Genomic DNA, 12,320 nt, shown 5'->3' on the forward strand with positions numbered 1-12,320 from the left:
TCGAGGCGGGTAGGACTGATTGAACCAGTCAAAGCCCCTTTGGGGCAGAATAACGTTGCGTAGTCCGATTTCTAATCGGCGTAGCAACAACAGTTCGGAATCCACGTTTTTCAAAGCGTGGAGAGTTCAAGGAAAATAAACACAGATGCTCATCTATGTACATCCGTGTTTATCTCTAATTCATTCTAAAACAAATCCAAATCTGTCACCGCGCCAAAACTGCTAGAAGATACCAACTTGGCATACTTGGCAAGTACACCCTGAGTATAACGGGGTGGACGAGGTTGCCAATTTTCACGACGACGAGCTAATTCTTCATCAGATAGGTGCAGTTGTAATGAACGGGCATGAGCATCAATAGTAATGGTATCGCCTTCTTCTACCAGTGCGATCGCACCACCTACAGCTGCTTCTGGTGCAACGTGTCCAACGACCATCCCGTAAGTACCACCGGAGAATCTACCATCGGTGATTAATCCGACGGAATCCCCTAAACCAGCCCCGATAATTGCTGAGGTGGGAGCAAGCATTTCCCGCATTCCGGGACCGCCTTTGGGGCCTTCGTAGCGAATCACAATCACATCACCAGCATTGATTTTTTTGGTAAGAATTGCATCTAAGCAAGACTCTTCAGATTCAAAAACTCGTGCTGATCCAGTAATTTTCGGAACTTTTACCCCAGTAATTTTTGCTACTGCTCCTTCTGTGGCTAAATTACCTTTCAGAACAGCCAAGTGTCCTTGAGTATACATGGGTTTATCCCAAGGACGAATCACATCTTGGTTTGGTGAGGGTTCGTTTGGCACTTCTGCTAAGACTTCTGCAATGGTTTGACCAGTGATTGTTAAGCAATCACCGTGTAGCAAATCATGCACAAGTAACATTTTCATGACCTGGGGAATACCACCAGATTTGTGTAAATCCGTAGCTACATATCTACCGCTGGGTTTCAAATCACACAAAACCGGAACACGAGCGCGGATCGTTTCAAAATCATCAAGACAAAGTTCAACGCCAGCAGCACGAGCGATCGCCAAAAAATGCAGCACGGCATTTGTAGAACCACCTACTGCCATAATCACAGAAATCGCATTCTCAATCGATTTACGAGTGATGATCTGACGGGGTAAAATTTGCTTACGAATCGCTTCTACTAGGACAAATGCTGATTTTTCCGTACTGTCGGCTTTTTCTTCGTCTTCAGCCGCCATTGTGGAAGAGTACGGCAAACTCATCCCCATTGCTTCAAAGGCAGAGGACATGGTGTTAGCTGTATACATTCCCCCGCAGGAACCAGCACCAGGACAAGCACTGCGTTCAACTGCTAAAAGCTCATCTTCGCTTATTTTCCCAGCGCTGTATTCGCCTACCGCTTCAAAAGAACTGACGACGGTTAAGTCGCGTCCGTTGTAGTGTCCAGGCTTAATTGTACCGCCATAAACGAAAATTGCAGGAATGTTCATGCGAGCGATCGCGATCATTGCTCCGGGCATATTTTTATCACAACCGCCAATCGCCAGCACTCCATCCATTGTTTGCCCATTACAGGCAGTTTCTATTGAATCAGCAATTACTTCTCGCGATACCAAGGAGTATTTCATCCCCTCGGTTCCCATGGAAATACCATCGCTAATGGTAATTGTGCCAAACATTTGTGGCATTGCTCCGGCATTCTTAATACCAATTTCTGCCCTTTGCGCCAGTTTGTTGATCCCCATATTGCAAGGGGTAATGGTACTATATCCATTCGCAATGCCAACAATGGCTTTCGTGAAATCCTGATCTTGAAAACCCACAGCCCGCAGCATAGCACGGTTAGGCGATCGCTGTACTCCTTGGGTGACAACTTTGCTTCTCAAATTTTCTGACATTTTGATATTTCCTTCGGACTCCTGAATTATTAGATAGCAGAAATTGGGAAAGGTAAAAAATTTTCCTTTCCCTTTACCCATCTCTTATGGGAGTATCGTACGCAGATATTTTTCAGATGTCCAATATATATTTGTTGATAATTGAAACTTTTAGAATATTAAAACTATGGAACTGAGACACCTGCACTATTTTATCATCCAGGCGGGAAGACCCCATAGGGAACAAAGTGGAGTGTGGGGATGAGAGCCAGGGCAGGAACTATAGTGCTTAACGAATTGACTTGAATTGGATATGTGATTAAGGTCGATCGCATCGCCTTGGTGGATACTTCTCACACGATTCCTTCACGCCATCAACTTAACTTTTGGCACATTTGTGGTGGTGGTAATTCTTTCAAAATATCAGAAACATTAGATAATTAATTCCATGCCCCCAGATTCCTGGAACCATTCCAAAATCTAAAATCCTGTTAGAAGATGACTCACTGATAAATTGTGCCATCTGGCATAATAGCACCCTGCAACAAAGTTCCAGTTAAATATGCACCATACAAATTAGCTTTTTCTAGATTGGCAGCAGTAAAGTCTGCATCTATCAAGTCTGCCATTTTCAGATGTGCTCCGTGCAGTGTAGCTCCTGTTAGCTTGGCTTCAAACAGGTTTGCTCCATTGAGATTGGCTTCTGTGAGGTTGGCTCCTGTGAGGTTGGCTCTCACTAGAGATGCTTCTCTGAGGTTTACTCCTGTGAGGTTTGCTTCGCTCAAATCAACTTCACTCAAAGATGCTCCTTGTAGGTTTGCTCCACTCAGATTTACACCATACAAGTAACCACCAATGAGGTTTGCACCTTTGAAATTTCTTTCTCCCGACTGATAACGTCTGAGAAGTTCGTCTATATGCATTGCGATCGCTTTAAAACTCCTTTACATCTTTAATATATAGTGTGGCTCGTATCACAAAATGTATCAGTTATTTGTGTTACTTAATATTTATATAAAACAAAATATGATCATTAGTCATTTCATCTCTAAGGATGAAAATCTGGCTTATCCTTTTCTCTCGTTGTATGAAACCACTCTGCGTCCGCCTATGCGGCGGGGTAGTTCACCGTTGGCTTCACTGCTCAAGAAGGAAACTACACAGCAACTGTTAGTAGTGTCACTGTTGCTGATTACACGAAGCAAGCTAAAAAAAGCACAATCATAGTAAAAGCTGTGGCTCTAAGACTACAGACAGACAACAGGAGTGGTTAGCTCCTTTTTTTTGTTTCTATCCCTACTCACAAAACGTTTTAGCCTCTCATACCCTTATCTTATTTGGTCTCTACTGCCATTTGTCATTTTATGGAGTATGCTAGTGGAATCTGCTTAGTAGCAGAGTGTAAAAATACATAGTTATATTATTTAATAGAAGTTGATAGTCTTAACTATTCTCATAGCTTACTCCTCTGATGATGATTAATTACCATTTGCATCTAGAATAAGCATCATGATGAGTTTTAAAAAAAACTATAATAGGACTTACGCAAAATCATGAAAAAACTAACCACAAAGGACACTAAGAAATAAGAGCTTGCGAGAGTTATTGCGTAAATCCTATATAAATTACAACATATTGATAAAATTTTTCTTAAATTTTTTTAATTCAAAATTAAATTTATGTTTTGAGTTAATATTTTAGTAAGAATTAATAAATCATGCAGCTAAATATAACTTGCTTCGTATTTGTAACTGATTTTAAATAAGTATATTTTGTAAGTACGTATCATATTTCTATATAAAACTCTTTGTAAATACGGGAAATTTTATCTGCTTTCCGCCTACAATCACTAGATAGAAATGACATCTCAATTACTTACTGTTAAACAACAGTTTCCATCATATAGAGGGAAAAAAAGAATATTACTTATAGAGGACAATGACATCAATAGAATGCTATTGAGTGACTATCTTAGTTACTGTAGATATGAAGTTCAAAGTTTTCCAGAAGGATCTACTTTTTTTGATACAATAGAAGACTTTAAACCTGATTTAATTTTATTAGACCTTAAACTACCAGATATTGATGGTTATTCTCTATTAGAGGAAAAACAGCGAAAAACAGATTTAAAATACATACCTGTATTTGTAGTTTCAGCATTTGCTTTTAAAGCAGATCAAGAAAAAGCTATGAAATTAGGAGCGCGTCGCTACTTCGTCAAACCAATCAATTTAACGGAATTAGTTATGGCAATCGAAGAAGAGTTAGCTTGTCAATATCTATAAATTTTTCTTGGGAAAATAGTTTTTTATTCTGTTTTTTGTTCGTTGATAAATTCTTCAAATTGATGACTCATATTTTGTACATAATTTCCAATTTGTGAAATCTTTAATTGTACTTGAGCCAACATTAGCATTGCTGTCTGCAATTCGTTAAGTGTTTCAGCGATAGCGTCATGATATTTCTCTTCAAATTCTTGTAGATTCATTTTTTGTCCTTAGATAAAGTTATATGATGTTATCAAGCTACTACATCTATTTGTTTTGTGATGTTAGTAATTCGCTTTAATCTTCTCTAACCATATAGTAATTTTTTCTCAATGCATCAGTTTTAAGGGAGTATCCCAAATGTTTAAGTTTATTTTTTAACGCACAGGACGCAGAGATTGACACATTAAGCGCTGAGTCGCAAAGCGACACGCTACGCGAACGCCTTTCCGTAGGGAGAAACACAGAGTATTAACCAGAGCTACTTCGTTTTGCATTTTCAAAAAATTGAGATACTCACGTTTTCAGCTAAAAAATATATCTGGTTAATATTAAAAATAATCTATTTTTTCTGTTTCAAAATCCGTTGTTTTGCTTAATTATTAATCAGCTAATCATAATCAAAAAAACATGAAAAGCTGATTTTTTTAATCAGGAATTTATCAAAATATTATAAAATACAAGCCTGATAAAAAAATCATAAATAAAATAAAATAAAAGAGCGAAGTTTGAAAAAAAATCATGAAGTACGCTCGGTAAATTTGTTTGTCAGGAAAAATAAAATGCTAATCAAATCAAATACTGTCAAGAATATTTTTTCTTTAACTGTATGTGTTCTATGCTTTTTACTTAATCACTCCCTGAAATCGAAGCCCAATATTCCATGAGGAAGAAAGCATAAGATGCACAGCTAAAAACAGTGAGATTACTTAAAATAAATATAGGTAAAATGTAAAGTTACCAAGCTCTGGTTGTGACAACATCTGCTCAAATACTACCGCTACTCAAAGATCCGCAACGCCTAGAAAATCGTCTAGCCGAAATTCCGCCAGAACCGGGAGTTTACTTGATGCGAGACGGGAGCGATCGCATTATATATATAGGCAAATCACGAAAGCTGCGATCGCGTGTTCGTTCATATTTTCGGGAATCACAGAAACTGAGCGAACGTATTGCCACAATGGTAAGGCAAGTGACAGAAATTGAATTTATTGTCACTGATACTGAAGCTGAAGCCTTGGCACTAGAAGCAAATCTGATCAAGCAACACCTACCATACTTCAACGTACTACTCAAAGACGATAAAAAGTATCCCTACCTTTGTATTACTTGGTCAGAAGACTACCCACGGATTTATATCACCCGCAAACGCCTACTCAGTAACCAAAAAGATAAATATTATGGGCCTTATACAGATTCTCACACACTGCGGGAGATTTTGCGTCTGTGCAAACGGATATTTCCTTTACGTCAACGTCCCCAACCACTATTTAAAGATCGTGCTTGCTTGAATTTCGATTTAGGACGCTGTCCGGGTGTGTGTCAGTCGCTGATTTCTCCTGAAGAATACCGGAAAATTGTGCAGAAAGTGGCGATGGTGTTCCAAGGAAGAAGCAGTGAACTCATCGATATCCTCACAGAACAAATGCACAAGCAAGCAGAATTGTTAAATTTTGAAGCTGCGGCGCGATTTCGCGATCAAATTAACGGCTTAAAGTCTCTGACTGCTGATCAAAAAGTATCCTTACCAGATGATACAGTTTCTCGTGATGCGATCGCACTAGCAGCCGACGTTCAACACGCTTGCATTCAATTATTCCAAATTCGGGCCGGGAAATTAGTCGGACGTTTGGCGTTTGTCGCAGAAGTACCCCCCCTTTCATCCCCCCCGCAAACGGGGGGGAACGAGGGGGGGTTAATGGGAGTAATTTTACAACGCGTCTTGGAAGAACACTACCAAACTGCCGAAGTGGTGGAAATTCCCACAGAAATTTTAGTGCAACACGAATTGCCAGAACCCGATATTTTGGCAGATGTGCTAACACAGCGTAAAGGTAGAAAAGTGACGATAGTGGCTCCCCAACGCCAAACTAAGGCAGAATTAATTGAGATGGTAGAGCGAAATGCTCATTACGAATTGCAAAGAATGCAAAAATTGAGCGATCGCAACCAACAAGCGATGGAAGATTTAGCTGCAATCCTCGACTTACCCGAATTACCCCACCGCATCGAAGGTTATGATATTTCTCATATCCAAGGTTCCAATGCAGTAGCTTCTCAAGTTGTATTTATTGACGGTTTACCTGCGAAACAACACTATCGTCATTACAAAATTAAAAATCCCACAGTTACAATCGGACACTCAGACGATTTTGCGAGTTTAGCCGAAGTGATTGGACGTCGCTTTCGCAAGTATGCTGAAGATCCGCAATTACAACGCCTGGGGAATCCAGACTGGCCGGATTTAGTTATGATTGATGGTGGTAAAGGTCAGCTATCGTCGGTTGTAGCAGTCTTACAAGAAATGAATTTATTGGAAGACTTGCGCGTGGTTAGTCTGGCGAAAAAGCGAGAAGAAATCTTTCTACCGGGAGAATCTGAACCACTTTCCACCAACGCAGAACAGCCAGGAGTTCAACTATTGCGACGCTTGCGAGATGAAGCGCATCGGTTTGCTGTGAGTTTTCATCGCCAACAACGCAGTGATCAATTGAAGCGATCGCGTTTAGATGAAATTCCTGGTTTAGGACATCATCGCCAAAAGCAACTTTTGGGACACTTTCGTTCTGTTGATTATATTCGGCAGGCTACACCTACACAACTGGCTGAAGTTTCTGGAATTGGTCCACGCTTGGCTCAAGAAATCTATGATTATTTTCATCCTTAGACCCATTGTTTTGGTGAACACATGAATTAATAAGAAATTATGGGTAATTGATAACTGGGAAAACCCATTATCCATTACCCATTACCCATTACCCATTACTAATCATTAGACTAGCAAATGCTGCTAATGGTGTTCATCTATTAATCGAAATATTTCCTTAAATTTTCTCACAAGAGTTTAATCATAACTCCCTTAGCAACAAAAAATTGATCTCACCTCAAAATTAACACTTTGTTACTGGAACAAATAAAGTGTTAATTTTTTATCTATTTGTTACTCACGCTACTGTTTGTCAAAGCATTTCATGGTGAATCTATATCTATAGGCTATTTTTTTCTCATGTAGAAAAGTCTAGGGAAACATAAAATATCCGAAATATCAGGACTACTATCATTTAAGGCTAGAGTTGATAAATAATAATCAGCCTGAGACTACGTCACTTATCAAAGGTTTAATTTTTTTTGAAAAACATCCAAGTTTTCACTGACAGACAATAATGAAAAGGACTGTAAAACTATAAATATCAAAGTATTCCTTTCAGGGATCACTATTTCTATAAGAGTCAGGCAAATAAAAAATAAATTTTATATCTAAAGTAGGATGGTGAAAAACTATAAATCTTAAGATAATAAAAAATATATCGACTATTAATCTTTTATAGATTAGCTTGATATTACCCAAGAAAATAAAAAAATGATTTTTCTCACAGATGTAAAACTAAAGATTTAGTGACACTGATATATTCACAGCTTTTACAAACAACCAATATTATGATGATGGCCAGAGGTTATCAAATGCAGACAGTACAAAAAATTCACTGTCCAAACTGTGGTAGTGAAGGTGAAAGATATTATATTTCGGATAGACAATTAACTCGGACGCAATGCCAAAACTGTGACTACTTAATGGTATGTTGCACACTTACAGCGAAAGTAATCGAAGCTTATGCCCCTGGAATTTATGCACGGCGATAATTAAGTTAGTAGACAATACTGCTCGGATAAGACAAATAGATTGACATTTAAACCCTGTAGAGACGTTGCAGTGTAACGTCTCTACACGCCTATGACGAAAAATCCTTAACCGAGTAGTATTGAGTTAGTAGATAGTGGTTAGTGCTTAGTGGTTAGTGGTATGCTCACCAAACAACTAAGGATCATGGATTTAATAACCTACAATTTTCGTAGGGTGCATTAGGAACGTAACGCAGCTTACCGAATCAAGATTTTGTATTTTATTTAATCCACATTCCTAACCACTAACAACTAACCACTAACAACTCTACTGCTTATTCGCCCGTAACTGTCCACAAGCAGCATCTGCTTCTAAACCACGAGAGTAGCGTACGCTGACAGCGATGTGATGCTGTTTGAGGACTTTGACAAAAGTTTGAATTTGATCACGGTTGGGGCGTTTGTAGTCAACTTCGGAAATGGGATTGTAGGGAATTAAATTAACATGGCTTTGGAATCCCCGCAGTCTTTTTGCTAGTTCAGTGGCGTGTTCTGGCAAATCGTTAACACCAGCCAGCAGAATATACTCAAAAGATACTCGTCGCCCTGTGATCTCGACATATTCCCGACATTCGGTGAGTAAATCTTCTATTTTGTAGGGATGAGCGCTGGGAATGAGTTTTTCTCGCAGTGCTTGATTAGGTGCATGTAAACTCACTGCGAGGGTAACTTGTAATTTATGTTGAGCAAACTGACGGATGCGATCGCGTATTCCTACAGTAGAAACAGTCATGTTACGCTGTCCAATCCCCACATCTTGATTTAGAGATTGGATCGCACCCAAGACATTATTTGTATTGAGTAAGGGTTCGCCCATACCCATAAATACAATATGGCTCACCCGTTGCTGAAAATCTTCTTGGACTGTCAGTACTTGATCAACAATTTCATGACGTGCCAAATTACGCTTGTAACCACCTTTACCAGTAGCGCAGAAATCACACGCCATCGGACAACCCACTTGAGTAGAAACGCAAACCGTCAATCGTTCTAAAGGTTTTGGATTAGATAATTTCTCATCGTCCCCGCGTCGGAGCGTCCCCGCGTCTCCCCATCTTCGATAAGTAGGAATACCGACAGTTTCAATAATAAATCCATCTGACAGTTTTAAAAGATACTTGACAGTACCATCAGGGGCAACTGAGCGGTAATGTATGGTAGAACGCCCAATGGGAATTTCTGCAACTTCTGCACGCCATTGTTTAGGAAAAACAGAGATATCAGCAAGCGATCGCACTCTCTTGTTATAAATCCAATCATGCAGCTGCTTACCTCGATAACCTGGTTGTCCCTGCTGTTGCACCCAAGCAGTCAACTCCGTTACAGAAGCACCTAGCAACGGAGGAATTGTTATTTTTTGATTGGGTGAATCAACCTCAGACAAAACAGACGTAACAGACATAATTAATCACAATTTCATGCTGGCATATCTATGTTATCTCAAGGTCATTCGATTTTAGATTTTAGATTTTAGACTTCGTCGTGAGCGCTCAGTCGAACGATTTTGGATTTATTCTACAGATAAATCTGCTTGCTCATGCAAACATCAAAACCGGGTGCTGGAAAAGTTATTTTCAACACCCGGTTGGTGATAAATTTATTTATTTCAAACTTGAAAGTACTTTCAAAACTAATTTTCTACGCAAATTAGTTAACTAGAAAAAATCAACCAAACGTTGTACTATTCCAACCCCACATATAGCCTTTGGCGTCATTAAACTCAATATAAATCCGATTTTTTGGTATCCCTAACGCTTGATTAATTTCCTGACAAAAATCTTGACTCATTACCTGAGTTTGATCAGGCTTCATTGTGCCAACGCTTTTAATTTCTACATAACACACTGGATCTGTATTACCAGCAAATGTCATCGGAATTCCTGGTTCAAAAGCTGTCATCACATAGGATTCTGGTTTACCAGTGTGCTTGGCTAATTTAGCAGAGAGATTTTTGAGCATTGCTTCAATTTCAGCTTTTTCAGGCGCAGAAACAGAAGTTTGAACTTTGATCAAAGGCATAACACAAATTTTGAATTTTAGTTGATTGTTGATGATTTTTCTAAAAACTACTAACCACTAACCACTAACCACCATACTGCCAACCTGTTGTTTCCAGTATTAGCTGTTTACCTTCACGATGCACACCAGAAGCTATTACTTCACCCACAAATACAGTGTGATCACCTTTCATCACTGCATCAACAACTTGACACTCAATATATCCCAAAGAATCAGAAATAATCGGACAACCTGTTTCGCCTAGATAAAAGTCTACATCCTCAAATTTATTGCCCACACGACGCATCTGTTTGAAGAACTTTTGTGCTATGTCTTTTTGTCCTTCTTCCAAGAAGCTAATCGTAAATACCCCACTGTTTTTAATCATCTGATGAGAAATAGAATTTTGGTTGACACAATTTACAACCAATGGGGGTTTAAATGAAGCCTGCATTAACCAGCTAGCTGTGAAACCATTGATTTCTTCCCCATCTTTAACACCACAGATATAGAGTCCGTGGGGTATTTTCAACAACATGGTTTTTTTTGCCTGTTCGTCAAGCATCAGTTAATCTACCTAATATTTTTTCTACACTGCTAAGTCTAACGAACAGAAGGAACTGGAGTACAGATATATTTTTGTGAAGAGAATAAACCTCTTGTAAAAGGTATAATTACTGTGAATTGGGGTGCATCTTTTAGGGTAAAGGGGAACAGATTTTTCGATTCCCCTTATCCTTCCCCCTTCACCTTTACCTCAAGTTTCCACCAGAAGTTTTATTATTCTTGGGGACGGAATAGATGAGTATGTTCAGGATGATATAGACGCGATCGCCCAATACCTTGTTTGAGTGCAGGGGTAATCACATAGAGTGTGGTACGGGTTAAATTTTCTTGATGAGTATAATCAGCCAGTTTGTCAAGAGAAACCACCAAAATTTTTTCATCAGGCCAGCCCAGACGATAGCAAATAGCCACAGGTGTATCGGGTGGGTAATGTTCTAATAATTTAGCTTGGGCTGCTTCGATATGACGCGCACTCAGGTAAAGACACAGACTAGCTTGATGTGCAGCTAAAGAACTTAATTCTTCTTTTGTGGGAACCTCTGTGCGTCCGCTAATGCGTGTCAGGATAATTGTTTGCACCAAACCAGGAACGGTAAGTTCTACTTTCAATTTCGCAGCAGCAACCTGAAAAGCACTGATACCGGGTACAACTTCAAAAGGGATTTCTGCTTCAGCCAAAAGCTGCATTTGTTCCTGAATCGCACTATAGAGACTGGGATCACCAGAATGAAGACGGACAACAGACTGGTGCGATCGCACTCGTTCTATCATCAGTGGCAAAATCTCTTCTAAAGTCTTGTTCGCAGTTGGAATAATCTCTGCATCTTGGCGACAGAATTGCAAAATTTGTTGAGGCACCAAAGAATCAGCAAATAAAATTACATCGGCAGCCATCAAGATTTTTTGTGCTTTAATGGTTAAAAGTTCTGGATCTCCAGGCCCTGCTCCGACAATATACACACATGGGTTTAACAATAGTAAGTTGTTTTGGTTACTAAAATATCCAGAGTTATTACGCATAAAAAAATCAGATAAATAATTAAAAAAATTTTTTTTGAGATTTTCTCAGTATCTTTCCGGATCGACTCTCCCTATCTAGTAGATATGAATGGTAGATGCACCCTGGTTAAGCCCTAGAGAAAACTCTGGGGCATTTTTTATTCTTTGTCATTAGTCATTGAGGATCGGGAAGAGACGCGGTGAATCTATCGAAGCAATACGGGAGCGTGAGAACCCCTACGATTTATCGAGGGGATGAAACGCGAATCATCGGATTTTAACCCGCAGTTTCTCTTTCAATGTATTGTCTTACCGCTTCTCGAACCAAATCATTAAGAGAACGCTCTGTTTTTTGAGAAAGCTTTGTCAAGTCTTGATGCTCTTTATCTGAAAACCTAACAGTTAGTTTCTGCATGACTCCATATTGGTGTTATAATAGGGTCATGGTAACACAAGGATGAAAAACTCCAAAAAACAAACGTGATGCCATACTGAACCACGACAATTGAAGACATGGGGTTGTGTTGAGAAGTCTTTTTAGAGCCATCAACACGTAAAATCTTCATGGTTGGAACGAACACACAAGTAGCCGCACAGCCGAGAAATTGGTCGAGGCGGGTAGGACTGATTGAACCAGTCAAAGCCCCTTTGGGGCAGAATAACGTTGCGTAGTCCGATTTCTAATCGGCGTAGCAACAACAGTTCGGAATCCACGTTTTTCAAAGCGTGGAGAGTTCAA

General features: G+C 39.4%; 13 protein-coding genes. 5 read left to right on the forward strand and 8 right to left on the reverse strand.

Annotated elements, in window-relative coordinates; translation table 11 throughout:
• Nucleotides 1-185: 185 nt before the first annotated feature.
• The gene (ilvD, locus tag ACE1AT_RS00920) at nucleotides 186-1,871 is read right to left on the reverse strand and encodes a dihydroxy-acid dehydratase (protein ID WP_374865461.1); all 1,686 of its coding nucleotides are present in this window, start codon (nucleotides 1,869-1,871) and stop codon (nucleotides 186-188) included.
• Between the two features lie 294 nt (nucleotides 1,872-2,165).
• Here ilvD and ACE1AT_RS00925 point away from each other — a divergent pair, with 294 nt between their 5' ends.
• The gene (locus ACE1AT_RS00925; RefSeq protein ID WP_374865462.1) at nucleotides 2,166-2,294 is read left to right on the forward strand and encodes a hypothetical protein; all 129 of its coding nucleotides are present in this window, start codon (nucleotides 2,166-2,168) and stop codon (nucleotides 2,292-2,294) included.
• A gap of 59 nt (nucleotides 2,295-2,353) precedes the next feature.
• Here the strand turns inward: ACE1AT_RS00925 and ACE1AT_RS00930 are convergent, their stop codons facing one another.
• The gene (locus tag ACE1AT_RS00930) at nucleotides 2,354-2,773 is read right to left on the reverse strand and encodes a pentapeptide repeat-containing protein (protein ID WP_374865463.1); all 420 of its coding nucleotides are present in this window, start codon (nucleotides 2,771-2,773) and stop codon (nucleotides 2,354-2,356) included.
• Nucleotides 2,774-2,876: 103 nt separating this feature from the next.
• On the opposite strand from ACE1AT_RS00930, the gene ACE1AT_RS00935 reads away from it, so the two are divergent.
• Both ACE1AT_RS00935 and ACE1AT_RS00940 read left to right on the forward strand, forming a co-directional pair.
• Nucleotides 2,877-3,077: a hypothetical protein gene (locus ACE1AT_RS00935; RefSeq protein ID WP_374865464.1), complete on the forward strand. Its 201-nt coding sequence runs from the start codon at nucleotides 2,877-2,879 to the stop codon at nucleotides 3,075-3,077.
• A 632-nt stretch (nucleotides 3,078-3,709) separates the two neighbouring features.
• Entirely contained in the window at nucleotides 3,710-4,135 is a 426-nt protein-coding gene (locus ACE1AT_RS00940; protein ID WP_374865465.1) for a response regulator, read from the forward strand.
• A gap of 23 nt (nucleotides 4,136-4,158) precedes the next feature.
• Here the strand turns inward: ACE1AT_RS00940 and ACE1AT_RS00945 are convergent, their stop codons facing one another.
• Nucleotides 4,159-4,338: a hypothetical protein gene (locus tag ACE1AT_RS00945; protein WP_374865466.1), complete on the reverse strand. Its 180-nt coding sequence runs from the start codon at nucleotides 4,336-4,338 to the stop codon at nucleotides 4,159-4,161.
• A 752-nt stretch (nucleotides 4,339-5,090) separates the two neighbouring features.
• On the opposite strand from ACE1AT_RS00945, the gene uvrC reads away from it, so the two are divergent.
• Together uvrC and ACE1AT_RS00955 are read left to right on the forward strand one after the other, a co-directional pair.
• Nucleotides 5,091-7,004: an excinuclease ABC subunit UvrC gene (gene uvrC / locus ACE1AT_RS00950; RefSeq protein WP_374865467.1), complete on the forward strand. Its 1,914-nt coding sequence runs from the start codon at nucleotides 5,091-5,093 to the stop codon at nucleotides 7,002-7,004.
• Between the two features lie 794 nt (nucleotides 7,005-7,798).
• A complete protein-coding gene (locus ACE1AT_RS00955) occupies nucleotides 7,799-7,978 on the forward strand; it encodes a replication restart DNA helicase PriA (RefSeq protein ID WP_374865473.1) in 180 nt (59 codons plus the stop codon).
• A 307-nt stretch (nucleotides 7,979-8,285) separates the two neighbouring features.
• On the opposite strand, the gene rlmN is transcribed toward ACE1AT_RS00955, so the two are convergent.
• From rlmN to ACE1AT_RS00980, 5 genes are all read right to left on the reverse strand, one after another.
• On the reverse strand, nucleotides 8,286-9,419 hold the full coding sequence (rlmN, locus tag ACE1AT_RS00960; protein ID WP_374865468.1) for a 23S rRNA (adenine(2503)-C(2))-methyltransferase RlmN: 1,134 nt from the start codon (nucleotides 9,417-9,419) through the stop codon (nucleotides 8,286-8,288).
• Between the two features lie 263 nt (nucleotides 9,420-9,682).
• A complete protein-coding gene (locus ACE1AT_RS00965) occupies nucleotides 9,683-10,036 on the reverse strand; it encodes a phenylpyruvate tautomerase MIF-related protein (RefSeq protein WP_374865469.1) in 354 nt (117 codons plus the stop codon).
• A gap of 64 nt (nucleotides 10,037-10,100) precedes the next feature.
• Nucleotides 10,101-10,580: a flavin reductase family protein gene (locus ACE1AT_RS00970; RefSeq protein ID WP_374865470.1), complete on the reverse strand. Its 480-nt coding sequence runs from the start codon at nucleotides 10,578-10,580 to the stop codon at nucleotides 10,101-10,103.
• Between the two features lie 215 nt (nucleotides 10,581-10,795).
• A complete protein-coding gene (cobM, locus tag ACE1AT_RS00975; protein WP_374865471.1) occupies nucleotides 10,796-11,602 on the reverse strand; it encodes a precorrin-4 C(11)-methyltransferase in 807 nt (268 codons plus the stop codon).
• A 256-nt stretch (nucleotides 11,603-11,858) separates the two neighbouring features.
• Nucleotides 11,859-11,996, reverse strand: coding sequence for a ribbon-helix-helix protein, CopG family (locus ACE1AT_RS00980; RefSeq protein ID WP_374865472.1), 138 nt, complete (start codon nucleotides 11,994-11,996; stop codon nucleotides 11,859-11,861).
• Nucleotides 11,997-12,320: the final 324 nt, after the last annotated feature.

It is taken from the genome of Pelatocladus sp. BLCC-F211, assembly GCF_041928655.1.
Classification (GTDB): domain Bacteria; phylum Cyanobacteriota; class Cyanobacteriia; order Cyanobacteriales; family Nostocaceae; genus Pelatocladus.

Bases quoted from the DNA above. Each gene is read 5' to 3' on its own strand.
- ilvD (WP_374865461.1), bottom strand. From the start codon at position 1,871: ATGTCAGAAAATTTGAGAAGCAAAGTTGTCACCCAAGGAGTACAGCGA.
- ACE1AT_RS00930 (WP_374865463.1), bottom strand. From the start codon at position 2,773: ATGCATATAGACGAACTTCTCAGACGTTATCAGTCGGGAGAAAGAAAT.
- ACE1AT_RS00935 (WP_374865464.1), top strand. From the start codon at position 2,877: ATGATCATTAGTCATTTCATCTCTAAGGATGAAAATCTGGCTTATCCT.
- ACE1AT_RS00940 (WP_374865465.1), top strand. From the start codon at position 3,710: ATGACATCTCAATTACTTACTGTTAAACAACAGTTTCCATCATATAGA.
- ACE1AT_RS00945 (WP_374865466.1), bottom strand. From the start codon at position 4,338: ATGAATCTACAAGAATTTGAAGAGAAATATCATGACGCTATCGCTGAA.
- ACE1AT_RS00955 (WP_374865473.1), top strand. From the start codon at position 7,799: ATGCAGACAGTACAAAAAATTCACTGTCCAAACTGTGGTAGTGAAGGT.
- rlmN (WP_374865468.1), bottom strand. From the start codon at position 9,419: ATGTCTGTTACGTCTGTTTTGTCTGAGGTTGATTCACCCAATCAAAAA.
- ACE1AT_RS00965 (WP_374865469.1), bottom strand. From the start codon at position 10,036: ATGCCTTTGATCAAAGTTCAAACTTCTGTTTCTGCGCCTGAAAAAGCT.
- ACE1AT_RS00970 (WP_374865470.1), bottom strand. From the start codon at position 10,580: ATGCTTGACGAACAGGCAAAAAAAACCATGTTGTTGAAAATACCCCAC.
- cobM (WP_374865471.1), bottom strand. From the start codon at position 11,602: ATGCGTAATAACTCTGGATATTTTAGTAACCAAAACAACTTACTATTG.
- ACE1AT_RS00980 (WP_374865472.1), bottom strand. From the start codon at position 11,996: ATGCAGAAACTAACTGTTAGGTTTTCAGATAAAGAGCATCAAGACTTG.